We start from the raw sequence: 16510 nt of genomic DNA, 5'->3' as shown, positions 1-16510 counted from the left end.
TCATCGTTGTTTTGCCGTGATTCCTTTTCGGTGTTGGCGTTCTAATATTTTTGCTACCATTACAAATTGGTAGTATCCGTCTAAACATGCTCTTATGAAGCCGGGAACTCCGTCTCTGAATCCCTGTTTCAGTATATACCCCTTAAAGAAGCGGAATAGAGGGCGGTGAAGGAGAGCAAACACCGTATAATGCTTATGAGCTTTCTTAGTCACTTCATTTTCTGTATAGTCATTTGTTTTTCTCACGATGTCGGAGACAAGGTCATTGGCTAAGTGTTCGAATGCCAGTTCTTTTCTTTTGGGAGGAATTTTATAAAGTGTACCTTTTACTTCCGGTGACACATGGATAATGGGGGGCCAGTATGTTTTCTCTTTTTTGAAGAAACGGAGAATATGGTCAGGATAATAGCAATGCATGAATTTCCCCATGAAATAGTTTTTACGAGGTATCAAAATACCATCCGGACAATCTTCCCGGCTGATGTTGGCATACAGATAATCTCTCAGTTCTTTTGTCACGACTTCATCTGCATCCACCACTAAAACCCATGAGTGAGAGGTTTGTTCAATTGCAAATTGGCGGGCAGGTTCTACTATATTATAATTCTTTTTCTCGAAGGTGACTATTTTACAGCCATATTCCTGGGCTATTTTTATGGTATGGTCGGTGCTCTCCATGTCGCAAACCAAGATTTCGTCAAATCCTTTCACAGATTCCAGTACTTCTTTCAGATGCTTTTCGGCATTATATGTATTGATAACAATGGATATTTTCATGGCAGGTTATTGTTTCATTACTTTTTTGTAAATGCGTATTATCTCTTTGGCTATTTTTTCTGCCTCAAAATTAAGAGCATATTTTTTCCCTTCAGCTATCATCCTTTCCCTGAGGATGGAATCTGTCAGTGTCCGCGTGATGGTTTCTGCCAGTTCGCGGGCATTGCTGGGATTGACATACAAGGTATGTGGTCCGCCTGCTTCTTCCAGACACGAGCCCGTGGCTCCGATGGCGGGAGTACCGCTGTTGAGGGCTTCCAGCAAAGGAATTCCAAAGCCTTCAAATTTGGACGGATAGACGAATGTGGAAGCCATCTGATAAAGTGCAGGCAAGTCCTCAAACGGGACATTACTGATGAGTTTCATGCGGTGTTGTAATCCCTCTTGTCGGAGGAAGGATTCTACCTTGCCGGCATAAGGAGTTCTCTTGCCCACTGCTATTATCTGTACATCTTTTGTCAGAAACGGGAGAGCTTGTGCCAGCACCATCAGGTTTTTGCGTTCCTCAATGCTGCCTACGTACAGAATATATTTAGCGGGAAGTTGATATTTCCGAGTTATTACTTCTCTTTTATCCAGGGATACCGCTTGCTTGAAGCTGTCGTCACAACCTTGATACACCACGTCTATTTTTTCTTCAGGGATGCGGAAGAAGTTTATGATATCACGTTTGGTACACTCGCTGATGGCAATGATTCGGTCTGCATTCAGGCAGGCCTTGCGGAACTTGTATGCGTATATTTTACGGTCGATATATGGATAATATTCCGGATAACGCAGGAAAATGAGATCATGTACAGTGACAATGCTACGTATGTTTTGGGCCGTACGTATGTTTAGGGGCAGTTCGTTGCTTAAACCGTGGAATAAATGAATATCGTCCTTCTCTAAATCGGAGGTGATGCCCCATACGCGCCATAGAGAACGGAATTTTTGCCAGAAGATTTTGTGCGGATAGCAGATTTCGGTATTGTCTTGTAGGAGAGTCTCTCCGATGCATGATGTCTTCTTAGGATTAGGTGTGTATAGCAGGTAGTGCTCATCGGGAGCATACTTTATGAGACTTTCAATGACAAAACGGCTGTAGTTGCCCAGCCCGGTTCTGTTTTGTGCGGCACGCTTGGCGTCGAATCCTATCCTCATGACTGTCTGTTTTTGTGGCAAAGATAAGAATAAAAGCTAAAAAGGTGGAACGAAATCTGTATTACTTGGCATAGAACGGAATATCTTCTTTATATTTGCATGCTCATAATAATATGAACAATATGAAATTGATATTATGAAACAGTTGCGGTGCTTCTGCTATTTCCTGCAGAAACCTTTTTTTAGTAATTATCGTACTCTTTTCGGATTATGGCTTCTGTTGCCGGTGATTGCGGCTTTGCTGAAAATCACGAAGCACAATAACTTCCTTATCTTCAGATACGTATTTTGGCATACGATAGAGCAGAAACCGCTTTATGCAGTCTATGATGAGTATTGGGATACAAATCATTATGGCCCGTTCTTCAGTTTGGTGATAGCGCCGTTCGCTTTGTTGCCGGAGTGGATCGGGCTGCTGTTCTGGCTGGTTACCCTTTCTCTTTCTTTGTATTATGCCATCCGCAAACTGCCTTTTGCAGATCGTAAGCGAATTTACCTTTATTGGTTTTGTGCGCACGAATTGCTGACAGCGCTATTCATGTCACAATTTAATATAGCTATTGCGGCTATCATCATAGCTACTTTCTATTGCATAGAAAAGGAAAAAGACTTCTGGGCGGCCTGTCTCATCATGTTGGGTACTTTTGTGAAGCTTTACGGCATTGTGGGGCTGGCATTCTTCTTTTTTTCCAAGCATAAGACAAAGCTCATTCTGTCATTGCTCTTATGGGCAGGAGTGATGTTTGTTGTTCCCATGTTTATCAGCAGTCCGGACTACATCATTTCACAATACGTAGGTTGGTGGGAGAGCCTTTCGGCTAAAAATGCGGAAAACTTGTTTTCCGGCGGACAGAATATTTCTTTGTTGGGTATGATCCGTAAGATTTCCCAGTGCGCTTCTTATTCGGACATTTGGATTATATTGTGCGGTCTGATTCTTTTTGGCCTGCCCTATCTGCGTATCGGGCAATATAAGTATGCTCCTTTCCGCTATGCACTGCTGGCTTCTGTGCTGATGTTTGTGGTTCTTTTCAGCACAGGTAGCGAGTCGAGCACTTATATCATAGCTTTTGTAGGAGTTGCATATTGGTACTGGTCAGTACCTTGGAAGCGTTCGGGATGGGATGTGGCGTTGATGATTTTCGCCTTTGTGCTGACAAGTATGTCTCCATCGGATCTTTTTCCGGCTTTCATCCGTAAAGAGATTGTACAGCCTTATGCGTTGAAGGCGTTGCCTTGTGTCATAATTTGGCTGAAGCTGACGTATGAGATGTGTGTCAAGGATTATAAGAATATCAGATTTTTAAAGATAAAAGAGTAAATATATGAATTTGAAACAGTTTAGGTCTTTATTTTCCATTCCTTTAGCTTTATGCTTTAATCTGTTGCTGGTTTATGTCTGCTTCATGCTGTGCCGGCTTCTTTTTCTGTGGGTGAACCTTTCTTATTTCCCGGATTTGACGTCCGGGCATTTGTGGGAGATGCTGTGCGGAGGGCTGGCTTTTGATACCTCGGCTATTCTGTATGGCAATGCACTGGTTATATTGCTGACATTATTCCCTCTTCATTATAAGGAGACACCTTGTTATTATTCTGTGGTCCGCTGGATATATGTCGGAATAAATATGCTGATGATCGTGATGAATCTGATGGATACGGTATATTTCCGCTATTCTAATCGTCGTACTACAACTTCTGTTTTCAGTCAGTTTGCCAATGAAGATAATTTGGGCGGTATCATAGGCAGAGAGCTGGTCCATAACTGGTATCTGGTGCTGGTGGCTGTTGCATTGGGATATGCCTTATACAAATTTTACCGTACTCCCCGTCCGGATGCCCGCCGGAGCTTGGCTCCTTATTACCTGACCTGTCTGCTGGCATTGGGGATAGCTGTTCCGTTCACCGTCTTTGGAATGCGTGGGGGAATTGGTCGTGACGTGCGGCCCATTACCATCAGTAATGCAAGTCAATACGTGGATCGTCCCACGGAAACGGCAATTGTGCTGAATACGCCTTTCTCCATTCTGCGCACCATTGGAAAGAAGCCTTTCATCAATCCACACTATTTCTCTGACGAGAAAGAAATGACAGCCTTGTTCAATCCGCTTCACCAACCTGCCGACAGCGTAAAATTCTCCGCTAAAAACGTGGTGGTTCTGGTGTTGGAGAGTTTTGGTAAAGAGTATTTCGGTTCGCTCAACAAGGATCTGGAAGATGGGAACTACAAAGGATATACTCCTTTTTTGGATTCGCTGATAACCAAAAGCCTGGTTTACGAACATTCTTTTGCCAATGGACAACAGAGCATTGATGGGTTGCCTTCTGTCCTTTCTGGTATTCCTCGTTTTGTAGAGCCTTTCTTTCTTACACCAGCGTCGCTCAACAAGCTGTCAGGCATTGGCAGTGAGTTGAAGAAAAAAGGATATTATACAGCCTTCTTTCACGGAGCACGTGATGGCTCCATGGGATTTCAGGCTTATGCCCGTGCAGTGGGCTATCCGGATTACTTCGGACGTGAGGAGTATGGTGATGATAATGACTTTGACGGCAACTGGGCGATTTGGGATGAAGAGTTTCTCCAGTTTTTTGCAGATAAGCTAAGCACTTTTCCCCAACCGTTTTCTGTGGGAATTTTCACTGCTTCCTCCCATCATCCGTATGTGATTCCGGAACGCTATAAAAATGTTTTTCCTGAGGGGCCGTTGCCCATCCATAAGTGCATCCTCTATTCCGATCACGCTTTGAAGCTTTTCTTTGAGAAATCGGCACGCCAACCTTGGTTCAAAAATACCTTATTTGTGTTGACGGCCGATCATACCAATCAGAGTAATCATGAAGAATATTATACGGATGCCGGCCGCTATGGAGTGCCTGTCATTTTCTATACTCCCGATGGTGATTTGCAAGGACATGTCGATGCCATTGCCCAACAGATAGACATTATGCCTACTGTTTTGGGATACTTGGGTTATGATAAGCCTTATGTGACTTTCGGGTGTGATTTACTGCATACTCCGGCAGAAGATACATACGCAGTGAATTATAACAACGGCATCTATCAATACATGAAAGGAGATTATATGTTACAATTTGACGGAGAAAAGTCAATTGCTGTATATGCTTTTAAGACAGACAAGCTCTTGAAAAGGAATCTGATTGGTACAGTCGCCTCTCAAGGCAGGATGGAACTTGAGCTGAAAGCAATTATACAGCAATATATGGAGCGTATGAATGCTGACCGTATGACGGCGGATTAGAAAGAAGGTATTTTACTTCTTTCCGCCGTAAAGTACCGGATTCAGTGACGGATCATTGTACATCTTCATCTGTTTGTAAACCTTCATGTATCTGCGCCCGCTTTCAATATCCGTTATTAATTGGTTGATGGCTGCGGACAGGTCTTCCTGCTGTTCAAGCAGGATGTTCAGTTTTGTCTGGCATTGTGTACGATGCTCCGGTGTGGTATCAGTACGTTCTGCTTCTTGTTGCATGTGGTATATCTTCAGTTCAAGAATGGACAGGCGGTCTATGGCCCATGCAGGACTTTCTGTGTTGATGACTGCGTCCGGCAATACCTGCACTTCTTTATACTTGTCGAGGAAATAGCTGTCTATCAGTTCTACCAAGTCTGTACGATCCTGATTGGATCTGTCAATCCTTCTCTTTAGTTTGAGTGCTTCCACCGGATCTATTTCTGGATTGCGTATGATGTCTTCCAGATGCCACTGTACGGTATCAATCCAATTCTTCAGATAGAGATAATATTCTATGCTTTTCAACGGATACGGGTTACTGATGGGAGTGTCAATATCATTTGTCTTATGATAATCAAGGACAGACTGTACGAAGATGCGATTGCAAGTTTCTGTAAAATTCATAAAGCTATTGTTTTGGGTAGAATGAATAGTTATTAATTAAAGATGCAAAACTATGTAATTATTTTAAGACTTCCAATTATTTATTACTAAAAAAGCCCCATTGCAATGCCTGATATGAATTTACGATTAGGTTAATATTTGTTTTACATGTTTTTTTTATATCATTTAATGCAGTATATAATAATATAATGCATTTACTTTGCAACAGACTTAATGATAAATAATCTGCGTTTTTAGTAATTCTATTGGTAATAAGGCTGCTCTTCCTGTCATGGTTATGCAAGTAATTGCTTTGATACTGATACGGGTGGAGTTATGCTGCTTTTTAGTGAAAGTGATAATGGGTGAGAAATTGGCTATAATTATACCGGCTTATAAGACTCGCTTTTTGAGGAAGACTTTGGATTCCGTTGCAAAACAGAGCTGTCGTGAGTTCACTGTATATGTCGGTGATGACGCAAGTCTTGAAGACATAGGGGGAATTGTCCGTAGTTACAGTAAAGAACTGAATATTGTCTATCATCGCTTTGAGTGTAATCTTGGGAGAAAAGATTTACCGGGACATTGGGACCGATGCATAAGTTTGTCAACTGAACCATTGATTTGGCTTTTTTCGGATGATGATATAATGCCTTCAGATGGAGTGGAAAGAGTGTTAGAGGCATTACGGAAGTATAATGGGAAACCCATATTCATGCGTCTGCCATTGATGGTAGTAGATGCCGATGGTAAGATGGTATATAAAAACCCGCCTTTTGAGACAAAACAAATTTCCGGATATGAATTATTATTGGATAAACTGACAGGGAAGATTAGTTCTGCTGCCTGTGAGTATGTTTTCAGCCGTGATGTCTGGAGGCAAATGGGAGGTTTTGTGAAGTTTCCGATGGCGTGGTGTTCGGATGATGCTACATGGGTGGGATTTGCGAATTATGCAGGTGGAGTTATTTCGTTGCTGGGTAATCCTGTCTGTTGGAGAAATGCGGCAGGCACAAATATTTGTAATTCTGCATGTTTTGACAAAGAGAAATTACGAGCTACAGCTTTGTTTATAAGATGGATAAGAGAGCATTGTACCTCTCACGTGAAGGAGCGACGGTTGCAGGAAGCATTAAGCGCATATATTCATACGGTTTTGTCTCGTTCCGTTCGTTACAATTTCACTTTACTGGATCTTGGGAGGATTTGCTCTATACTTGGTGATTTTAGTTATGCTATGGCTTTACAGGTAGCGTTTCGCCATATTTTCAAAACAAATTTATTTAGAAGAAAATGAAAAAGATTCTTTTTATTATTCCTTATGTTCCCTATCCGTTGGATTCGGGAGGTAATCAAGCATTTTTCAATATGGTGGACTATCTTCGTGATAAGATGTCTGTTTCGGTATTGCTCAATCCCGGCTCAGGTATCCAAAGGGAAAATGTAGAGGCATTGAAGAAGTTATGGCCGAATGTGTTCTTCTACATTTTTACAAAAAAAGAAGTGGAGTGCGGACAACTGACTGTGCGCCACCCTTTTTATTATAAATGGTTGGGTAAAGCGAAAGCTTCTCTTGAACGGAAAATGAGGAGACAAAGAATTGTTACGAAAAGTGTGGCAGAAGATTATGAGGACATCATTCATAGAAAATCAACTCTTTATGTATCTGCATTTGCATGGCTCGATCCGGGATATTTGAAATATGTAAGCCAAATAGCAAATTTGGGGTTTGACATTATCCAAGTGGAGTTTTATGAATTGATTTCATTAGGATATCTTCTGCCGGATAACGTACAGACTGTCTTCGTACACCACGAGCTGAGATACATTCGTAATGAAAATGAGATGTCACTTTTTAAGAGTGTGACAGATGAGGATCGTATGGCATTTTCTGTGGCAAGAGATTTTGAAAAAGACGCTTTATTGAAGTATAAGCATGTCATTGTATTGACGGAGATTGATCGACAGAAACTGGTGGAATTTATGGGACGTGAGGATAATGTCCATGCTTCGCCCGCAGTGGTGCGAATTGAAGATCTCTCTGTGTCCATGTTTGTACCTGCAACGACTCATAGGTTGACATTTGTTGGGAGCGAGGATCATACTCCTAATTTAGATGCGGTTATTTGGTTTTGCAAGGAAATAGCCCCTTGTTTACGTAAAATGGGATTTAACTTTAAGTTTCAGGTGATAGGCCGATGGAAAGGTTCGTGTGTAATGAACTTGCTCACTGTCTGTCCAGAAATGGAGTTGGTGGGATATGTAGAGAACTTGGGTGAGTTTGCCAGAGGGAGTATTGCACTCGTTCCTATTCGTATCGGCAGTGGGATGAGAATGAAGATTCTGGATGCCATATCTGCCGATGTTCCTTTTGTAACTACTTCTAAGGGTGTGGAAGGACTTGATTTCTGTGATGGTGAAGAATGCCTGAAGGCGGATTCCACCACCGATTTTGCCCGTGCTATTGTTCGGCTATCCGATGATTGCGAGTTGCAATTAAATATGTCACTCAGGGCAAAGAACAAACTGAAGGGATTGTACAATCCGCAGCAGATGCTGGAACGGCGTCTGGAAATTTACACTCGCATTAATTAATCGGATCTTTATGTTGAAACAGTTTTTCTCCTTGATAAGACGGTACATCATGCCTTATCGTAAGTATCTGGCTTGGGCGTTGGCGCTTAATTTTTTTTCTCAGTGGTTGAATGTATTCTCTTTTATGGCTATCATCCCCATCCTGAATATTTTGTTTAAGATAGATGCAACAGTTTATGAATATATGCCGATGAGTTGGGAGCATATTGATAAGGATATTCTTGTCAATAATGCTTATTTCTGGATAAGTTCGGTCGTTCAGACATACGGCGCTTTTCTCACTCTTGCCATGCTGGGCTTATTCTTGGTAGTCATGACGCTTTTGAAAACAGCGGGATATTTCGCTTCTTCGGCGGTGATGGTTCCTCTCCGTACGGGGATTGTGCGTGATATCCGTATTCAGGTTTATGACAAAGTGCTGGGATTGCCTCTCAGCTTTTTTTCGGAGGAGCGCAAAGGAGATATTATTGCGCGTATGAGTGCTGATGTCACTGTTGTTGAAAACTCTTTGACCAGTTCCATCGATATGCTGATTCGTAATCCGATAGCTCTTTTGGTTTGTTTCATTACACTGTTCTCGGTGAGTTGGGAGATGACTTTGTTTGTTATTGTCATTCTTCCGTTGGCAGGTTGGGTGATGGGAGTGATTAGCCGTAAACTGAAAAGGCAATCTTCCACTGCACAGGCGCAATGGGGAGACATTATGTCCCAGTTGGACGAAACATTGGGTGGCCTGCGGGTTATTAAAGCTTTTATTGCGGAAAAGAAGATGTCTGTACGTTTTGCGAAGACCAACAATGATTTTAGAAATGCCATGAATGAAATGATAATCCGCCAAAGTTCCGCACATCCTATGAGCGAATTTTTGGGAACATGTATCATTGTGATTGTATTGTTGTTTGGTGGTTCGTTGATTCTTGGAAAAACTTACTCTCCAATGGATGCGGCCACATTTATATTCTATTTGGTTATTCTTTATAGCATCATCAATCCGTTGAAGGAATTTTCAAAGGCTTTTTATAATATACCTCAGGGATTGGCAAGCATGGAGCGTATAGATATGATTCTGAAGGCCGAGAACTGTATTAAAGAGCCTCTTGAGGCTCTGCCGTTAAAGAGCTTTGAAAGTCAGTTGGAGTTTCGTGATGTTAGTTTTAGCTATATCGAGAGTAGGGGAGTGCTGAAGCACATAAATCTGGTAGTGCCCAAAGGAAGGACTATTGCTCTGGTTGGCCAGTCCGGTTCCGGAAAGTCCACTTTGGTTGATTTGGTTCCGCGCTATCATGATGTGACTGAGGGCGCTTTGCTGATAGACGGAAAAAATGTGAAGAATGTATCTGTCAATGATTTGCGTGCATTGATAGGCAACGTCAGTCAGGAAGCTATTCTGTTTAATGACACATTTTATAATAATATTACTTTCGGTGTGGAAAATGCTGCCATGGAGCAGGTGATCGAGGCTGCAAAAATAGCTAATGCGCATGATTTTATTATGGAAACGGAAAGAGGCTACGATACTATGATTGGCGACCGTGGCGGACGTTTGTCCGGTGGACAGCGTCAGCGTATCAGCATTGCCCGCGCTATCTTGAAGAATCCTCCTATTCTGATTTTGGATGAGGCTACCTCCGCACTCGATACCGAGAGCGAACGGTTGGTTCAGGAAGCTTTGGAACGTCTGATGAAATCTCGTACCACCATTGCCATAGCCCACAGACTCAGTACCATCAAGAATGCTGATGAGATATGTGTGCTTTATGAGGGTGAGATTGTGGAGCGGGGCACACATGACGAGTTGATAGCTCTTGATGGTTATTATAAAAGGCTGAATGATATGCAGAGCTTATAGGATTGGTGAGGATACTGGTCTGGTGATATTGGAAAATTATGTCGGATAAAGCCATTTTCTTCTCTTTATGATGCAATATGTGAAGGCTTTTCTTGTATCTTTGCTCCCTCATAACTTATTTAACAGCAAGCAATGAAGGAATTTCTGCAATTAATGCGGCGTTTTGTGTCGCCTTACAAGAAGTATATCGGTTGGGCAATCGTGCTTAATATCTTATCGGCTGTATTTAATGTCTTTTCGTTTACTTTATTGATTCCTATTCTGAACATCCTCTTCAAAACGGGTGGTAATACTCAGGTATATCAATATATGGAGTGGGGAAGCGGTGGCTTGAAGGAGGTAGCCGTGAATAATTTCTATTATTATGTGACTCGGATGATAGAAATGTATGGCCCTTCGATGACCCTTCTTTTCATGGGTCTATTTCTTGCTTTCATGACTATGTTGAAGACTTCCTGCTACTTCGGTTCTTCGGCGGTGATGATTCCTCTTCGCACAGGTGTTGTACGTGATATCCGCGTAATGGTTTATTCAAAAGTCATGTACCTTCCGCTTGGTTTCTTCTCTGAGGAGAGAAAAGGGGATATTATAGCCCGTATGAGTGGCGATGTGGGTGAAATAGAAAACTCCATTACCAGTTCTTTGGATATGCTGCTGAAAAATCCTATCTTGATTATACTCTATTTTTCGACCCTGATTATTACGAGCTGGCAATTGACACTGTTCACTATTCTGGTATTGCCCGGTATGGGGTGGCTGATGGGTAAGGTGGGCAAGAAGTTGAAGCGTAATTCTTTGGAGGCTCAGGGAAAGTGGAGCGATACTATGTCCCAACTGGAAGAAACATTGGGGGGACTTCGTATTATCAAGGCCTTCATCGCTGAAGATAAAATGGTAAACCGCTTCACGGAGTGTAGCAATGAACTGCGTGATGCGACAAACAAGGTTGCCATGCGTCAGGCACTTGCCCATCCTATGAGTGAGTTTCTCGGTACATTGCTCATTGTATTTGTGCTTTGGTTTGGCGGCATGCTGATTTTGGGAGAAACATCTTCCATTGAAGCTTCTACTTTTATTTTCTATATGGTGATTTTGTATAGCATCATCAATCCTCTGAAGGATTTTGCAAAAGCCGGTTACAATATTCCGAAGGGTTTGGCCTCTATGGAGCGTGTCGATAAGATTCTGAAAGCGGAAAATCCGATCAAAGAATCGGCCAATCCTCTCCCTTTGACCGGAATGAAGAACAATATTGAATTCAAAGATTTGACCTTCAGTTACGATGGAAAGAGAGAGGTCTTGAAACATGTCAACCTGATTGTTCCCAAAGGACATACTATCGCCTTGGTCGGTCAGTCCGGTTCGGGTAAATCGACTTTGGTGGATCTATTGCCGCGCTATCATGACGTGCAGTCGGGTGAAATAACACTTGACGGAATTAATATCAAGAACTTCCGCATTCGTGATCTTCGTGCATTGATCGGTAATGTGAATCAGGAAGCCATTCTTTTCAATGATACTTTCTTTAACAACATTGCCTTCGGTGTGGAGAATGCTACTTTGGAGCAGGTTGTTGAAGCTGCCAAGATTGCCAATGCCCACGATTTCATTATGGAATCAGAGAAGGGCTATGACACGAATATCGGTGACCGCGGAGGGAAGCTCTCCGGAGGTCAGCGCCAGCGCATCAGCATTGCCCGCGCCATTCTGAAAAATCCTCCTGTCCTGATTCTTGATGAGGCCACCTCTGCGCTTGATACTGAATCGGAACGCTTGGTGCAAGAAGCATTGGAGCGACTGATGAAGACACGTACTACTATTGCCATAGCTCATAGACTTAGCACCATAAGGAATGCTGATGAAATTTGCGTACTCTATGAAGGAGAAATAGTGGAACGTGGCAAGCACGAGGAATTGCTTGCGAAGAACGGGTATTACAAGAGGCTGAATGACATGCAGTCGTTATCTTGATTCTGTTTTTTCTTTCTACTTTGCTGCCTTATTGTGTCTTGGCTATTTTCTTCCGAAGTCGGCTGGAACTTCGCCCCATTGCTTGGTTTCCCACTTCAGGATGCGTGTGGTATAGCTGTTTTCGCGCAGCCATTTTTCGGCACGTTCTATCAAAATGAACACTTCTTCTGTTTTGGAATTGCGCGGCAGTTTGGTCTTGCATTTTTTCTGTCTCACCCAATTGATGGCGTTCACGCTGTCACTGTATATCGGCATGTCATAGCCTTTCTGCTTTAACAGGGCAAGGCCGTGGACGATAGCGAGAAATTCTCCGATATTGTTTGTGCCATACATCGGTCCAAAGTGAAAGATTCTTTGACGACTGGCTACGTGTACGCCCTGATACTCCATAGCCCCAGGATTACCACTGCAGGCCGCATCTACAGCCAGACTGTTTTCTATGACGGAAGAAGGTAGAGTATCCGAATTGTTTTTTTCTTTGGGCTTTAAATTTTTGCCGATGTATGAATAAGGTGAGGACACAAAGGCTTCTTGTGCTTTTTCCAAAGTGTCAAAGGATTTGTACTTTGCTCCGTTATACCCCTTTATTTGTTGTTGGCATGCTATCCATGTATCATAAATACCCGGTGAAAAACCTGCCCAAACAACATAGAATTTCTTTTGTTTCATAAGTGGAAAATAAGTGGGGACAAAGGTAGGAAAGAATATGAAAAGGTAGAAGTTCTTTCAGAACTTATCTCATATATTTCATAAACAATGCAAATGTAGGCTAATTTTTGAGAGATATTACTATATACAACAGAATATTTATCCAATGAACCACATCTTTTTCTCAATAAATTTCCATATTTCATATACAAACAACCAATTGAGGAATTAAATCAATGTTTATTTTTAAGTTTTACCTTATCATCGGTTCCTCCACATTCTCCGATGAACAATGGCTTTGCAGGTGAAGGATGAAATCTAAAAACAAACATTAATTTCGCCAATAAGTATGGGTAGTACACTTTTTATTAAGTTAAGTTCTGAAAGAACTAAGTCTCTGTTTGAATAATCTAACCTTTAAAAAACTTATTAAAATGCGAAAACAGCTTAGTACAGTTGGAATGCTGCTATTCTTCCTATCAGCAGGGTCGGGAATGGCTTATGCATTACCGGTAGAGAATGCGGTAAGCGTAAATTCTGTTCGGCAGAATGGTACTTGCACGGGCGTTGTCAAGGATGCTACGGGTGAAACCGTTATTGGAGCATCTGTTGTTGTGAAAGGAACCACGAATGGTGTTGTTACGGGTATTGATGGTGATTTTTCACTTAGCAATGTAAAAAAAGGAGATGTTATTGTGATTTCCTTTGTCGGATACATCACCCAAGAAGTGAAGTGGAACGGTCAACCTCTCAATATTCTGTTGGCAGAAGACACACAGACTTTGGATGAAGTAGTGGTGGTGGCTTTTGGTACGCAGAAGAAAGTGAATGTGACAGGTGCTGTCTCTTCAGTTGGAGCTAAGGAAATTGCTGCCCGTCCGGTCAATTCTACTGTTGAAGCCTTGCAGGGAATCATTCCGGGAATGAATATCTCCACAAGTTCGGATGGTGGCTCATTGAAAGGATCCAAAAATTTTAATATCCGTGGTACTGGTACTATCGGTAAGGGTTCTTCTGTGTCTCCTTTGGTCCTGATTGACGGCATGGAGGGTGACATGAACGCTTTGAATCCGCAGGATATTGAAAACATCTCTGTCTTGAAGGATGCAGCAGCATCTTCTATTTATGGTTCACGCGCTCCCGGAGGAGTTATCTTGATTACTACTAAGAACGGGAAGTCGGGTAAGACATCTGTTAATTACAATAATAGTTTCCGTTTTAATTCTCCATTGAATATGCCTCACATGGCTGATTCTTATAGTTTTGCGCTGGCAGTCAATGATCAGTTGGGAAACGGTGGTCAGTCAGCGATGTACAGCCCTACAAAATTACAGCAAATCAAGGATTATCAGGCAGGGAAAGCCACTCAATTCATGTGGCCTACCAGTGCCGGAAGATGGAACTCCTTTGATGATCCCAGTCGCCAGGATGTGATGCCTGCCGGTAACTCGGATTGGTTACACGAACTGTTCGGTAACAGTTTTACCCAGGAACATTCCATCAGCGCTAATGGCGGTACGGAAACTATTCAGTATTATGTTTCTGCCAACTATCTAAATCAGGGTGGCTTGCTGAAATATGGAAATGATGGCAAGCAGCGTTATTCTTTTACAGGCAAACTGAATGCACAGTTGTCCAAATGGCTGAAGATGAATTATAGTATTCGTTTTAATCGTACGGATTATGATTCTCCTTCATTTGCCAGTGCAGGCGAAAATAAGGAAAATGTGTTTTATTTTGATGTTTGCCGCTATTGGCCCGTTATTCCGGTCATTGACCCAAATGGCTTCTATACAGCCGAGTCAAAAATCTATCAGTTGACCGAAGGAGGACGTTACAAAACACAGAATGACGTGATTGCGCAACAATTGCAATTTGTTTTGGAACCAATCAAGAATTGGAAAACTACCGTGGAACTGAATTACCGTTCAAATTACAATTTTGAACATACCGATTATCAGACTGTCTATGCCTATGATGTGAACAAGAATCCGTATGTCATAGCCAACAGTACGTCAGGCGTAAGTGAAAATGCATATAAGAGTAATTTCTTTAATCCTAACATTTTTTCTGAATATTCTTTTGAATTGGAAGGCGGACACAACTTCAAGGTGATGGCCGGTTTTCAAAGCGAGTTATTCAAGCAACGTAATGTGAAAGGCAGTCAGGATAATATCATGGCGGGTATTCCTACTTTGAATACAACGTCGAACAATGCCAAAGCAAGCGGCGGTTATCAGGAATGGGCCACTGCCGGCTTTTTCGGTCGCATGAACTATGACTATAAGGGGCGCTATTTGTTGGAGGCCAATTTGCGTTATGACGGTACTTCCCGCTTTTTGAAAGATAAGCGCTGGAACTGGTTCCCTTCTTTCTCAGCAGGTTGGAACATTGCCCGTGAAAATTTCTTCGAAGGTTTGACCGATAAAATCAACACATTGAAGATTCGTGGTTCTTGGGGTGAATTAGGTAATCAGAATACTGATAACTGGTATCCTTTCTATCGCACTATCGATTATAAGCCGAATGATGGTGGCTGGTTGATAAATGGCGCAAAACCGAATACTGCCGCTGAATCGGGTTTGGTGTCTGCCCTTCTTGGCTGGGAGAAGACTCAGACTTTGGACCTCGGCCTTGATTTAGGATTGCTCAACAATCGCCTGAACCTGAGCTTTGATTATTTCCAGCGTAAGTCTAAAGACATGGTGGGGCCGGGTGAGGAACTACCAGCTATCTTGGGCGCAAGTGTCCCCAATATTAACAATCTGGATATGACTTCTAAAGGATGGGAACTTCAGGTGAGCTGGAGAGATCAGATTAATGAATTCAGATATGGTGCTACTTTTACTCTTTCGGACAGCAAAGTTGTTATTGACAAATATCCCAATCCATCCAAAGACTTGGGACAGACTTACTATGATGGAGCCGTATTGGGAGACATTTGGGGGTATCAGACAATAGGCATTGCCAAAACGGATGCCGAGATGCAGGCACATCTTGCCAAAGTGGACCAATCGGCCTTGGGATCTAACTGGGGAGCCGGTGACATCATGTATGCCGACCTTGACGGTGATAAGACAATCAGTGCAAAAGCCAATACTGCCGACAATCATGGTGACAAGATAAAAATCGGCAACAATACACCTCGTTATAATTTCGGTCTGAATTTGGATGGTGCTTATAAGGGATTTGATTTTAAAATCTTTCTGCAAGGTACGTTGAAGCGTGACTATATGCCGAGTGATGGCTCTACCATGTTTTGGGGTGCGGTAGGCTATTGGCAGACCAACTTCTTTGAGTATCATCTGGACTATTTCCGTCCGGAAGGAACAAACAGCGGCTTGGGAGCTAATGTAAATGCTTACTTCCCGCGACCTTTGGAAAACGGAAGAAACCGCCAGGCTCAAACTGGCTATCTGCAGAATGCAGCTTATTGCCGCTTGAAGAATGTCACTTTGGGCTATACACTTCCTGCGGAGTTGACTCGTAAATGGTCAATCAACAATGTCCGTCTTTTTGTGTCGGCTGAGAATCTGCTTACTATCACCAGTCTGGCCGATACGTTTGACCCTGAAACCGTAGGTGTGGGTAATTGGGACGGGTGTACTTATCCGTTGTCCAAAACTATTTCATTCGGCTTAAATGTAACCTTTTAATTAAATTGATGAAT

11 protein-coding genes are annotated in these 16510 nt (G+C 42.4%); 7 read left to right on the top strand and 4 right to left on the bottom strand.

What is annotated here, in order from left to right; translation table 11 throughout:
- On the bottom strand, positions 1-777 hold the full coding sequence (locus BACHE_RS02770; RefSeq protein WP_013546185.1) for a glycosyltransferase family 2 protein: 777 nt from the start codon (positions 775-777) through the stop codon (positions 1-3).
- Between the two features lie 6 nt (positions 778-783).
- Positions 784-1920, bottom strand: coding sequence for a glycosyltransferase family 4 protein (locus tag BACHE_RS02765; protein ID WP_013546184.1), 1137 nt, complete (start codon positions 1918-1920; stop codon positions 784-786).
- A 136-nt stretch (positions 1921-2056) separates the two neighbouring features.
- Here BACHE_RS02765 and BACHE_RS02760 point away from each other — a divergent pair, with 136 nt between their 5' ends.
- Entirely contained in the window at positions 2057-3241 is a 1185-nt protein-coding gene (locus tag BACHE_RS02760; RefSeq protein ID WP_013546183.1) for a glycosyltransferase family 87 protein, read from the top strand.
- A gap of 4 nt (positions 3242-3245) precedes the next feature.
- Positions 3246-5177, top strand: a complete 1932-nt coding sequence (locus BACHE_RS02755) for an LTA synthase family protein (RefSeq protein WP_013546182.1) — start codon at positions 3246-3248, stop codon at positions 5175-5177.
- A 12-nt stretch (positions 5178-5189) separates the two neighbouring features.
- On the opposite strand, the gene BACHE_RS02750 is transcribed toward BACHE_RS02755, so the two are convergent.
- Positions 5190-5798: a DUF4254 domain-containing protein gene (locus BACHE_RS02750; protein WP_013546181.1), complete on the bottom strand. Its 609-nt coding sequence runs from the start codon at positions 5796-5798 to the stop codon at positions 5190-5192.
- A gap of 340 nt (positions 5799-6138) precedes the next feature.
- Here BACHE_RS02750 and BACHE_RS02745 point away from each other — a divergent pair, with 340 nt between their 5' ends.
- The 4 genes from BACHE_RS02745 (at position 6139) to BACHE_RS02730 (ending at position 12192) form a co-directional block, all read left to right on the top strand.
- Positions 6139-7074: a glycosyltransferase family 2 protein gene (locus tag BACHE_RS02745; protein ID WP_041579596.1), complete on the top strand. Its 936-nt coding sequence runs from the start codon at positions 6139-6141 to the stop codon at positions 7072-7074.
- Complete coding sequence (locus tag BACHE_RS02740; RefSeq protein WP_013546179.1) at positions 7071-8372, top strand: glycosyltransferase; 1302 nt, start codon at positions 7071-7073, stop codon at positions 8370-8372. Before BACHE_RS02745 ends, BACHE_RS02740 begins: the two co-directional genes overlap by 4 nt.
- A 10-nt stretch (positions 8373-8382) precedes the next feature.
- The gene (locus BACHE_RS02735) at positions 8383-10221 is read left to right on the top strand and encodes an ABC transporter ATP-binding protein (RefSeq protein ID WP_013546178.1); all 1839 of its coding nucleotides are present in this window, start codon (positions 8383-8385) and stop codon (positions 10219-10221) included.
- A gap of 132 nt (positions 10222-10353) precedes the next feature.
- A complete protein-coding gene (locus BACHE_RS02730) occupies positions 10354-12192 on the top strand; it encodes an ABC transporter ATP-binding protein (protein ID WP_013546177.1) in 1839 nt (612 codons plus the stop codon).
- 42 nt (positions 12193-12234) lie between these two features.
- On the opposite strand, the gene BACHE_RS02725 is transcribed toward BACHE_RS02730, so the two are convergent.
- Positions 12235-12861, bottom strand: a complete 627-nt coding sequence (locus tag BACHE_RS02725) for a ribonuclease H1 domain-containing protein (protein ID WP_013546176.1) — start codon at positions 12859-12861, stop codon at positions 12235-12237.
- A 473-nt stretch (positions 12862-13334) separates the two neighbouring features.
- On the opposite strand from BACHE_RS02725, the gene BACHE_RS02720 reads away from it, so the two are divergent.
- Positions 13335-16496, top strand: coding sequence for a SusC/RagA family TonB-linked outer membrane protein (locus BACHE_RS02720; RefSeq protein ID WP_407707860.1), 3162 nt, complete (start codon positions 13335-13337; stop codon positions 16494-16496).
- Positions 16497-16510: the final 14 nt, after the last annotated feature.

The organism is Bacteroides helcogenes P 36-108, assembly GCF_000186225.1.
Taxonomy (GTDB): Bacteria; Bacteroidota; Bacteroidia; order Bacteroidales; family Bacteroidaceae; genus Bacteroides; species Bacteroides helcogenes.
Note: the sequence above shows the minus strand (reverse complement) of the source record. Positions and strands in the feature narration are given on the sequence as shown.

Bases quoted from the DNA above. Each gene is read 5' to 3' on its own strand.
- BACHE_RS02750 (WP_013546181.1), bottom strand. From the start codon at position 5,798: ATGAATTTTACAGAAACTTGCAATCGCATCTTCGTACAGTCTGTCCTT.
- BACHE_RS02735 (WP_013546178.1), top strand. From the start codon at position 8,383: ATGTTGAAACAGTTTTTCTCCTTGATAAGACGGTACATCATGCCTTAT.
- BACHE_RS02760 (WP_013546183.1), top strand. From the start codon at position 2,057: ATGAAACAGTTGCGGTGCTTCTGCTATTTCCTGCAGAAACCTTTTTTT.
- BACHE_RS02730 (WP_013546177.1), top strand. From the start codon at position 10,354: ATGAAGGAATTTCTGCAATTAATGCGGCGTTTTGTGTCGCCTTACAAG.
- BACHE_RS02745 (WP_041579596.1), top strand. From the start codon at position 6,139: ATGGGTGAGAAATTGGCTATAATTATACCGGCTTATAAGACTCGCTTT.
- BACHE_RS02720 (WP_407707860.1), top strand. From the start codon at position 13,335: ATGGCTTATGCATTACCGGTAGAGAATGCGGTAAGCGTAAATTCTGTT.
- BACHE_RS02725 (WP_013546176.1), bottom strand. From the start codon at position 12,861: ATGAAACAAAAGAAATTCTATGTTGTTTGGGCAGGTTTTTCACCGGGT.
- BACHE_RS02740 (WP_013546179.1), top strand. From the start codon at position 7,071: ATGAAAAAGATTCTTTTTATTATTCCTTATGTTCCCTATCCGTTGGAT.
- BACHE_RS02765 (WP_013546184.1), bottom strand. From the start codon at position 1,920: ATGAGGATAGGATTCGACGCCAAGCGTGCCGCACAAAACAGAACCGGG.
- BACHE_RS02770 (WP_013546185.1), bottom strand. From the start codon at position 777: ATGAAAATATCCATTGTTATCAATACATATAATGCCGAAAAGCATCTG.
- BACHE_RS02755 (WP_013546182.1), top strand. From the start codon at position 3,246: ATGAATTTGAAACAGTTTAGGTCTTTATTTTCCATTCCTTTAGCTTTA.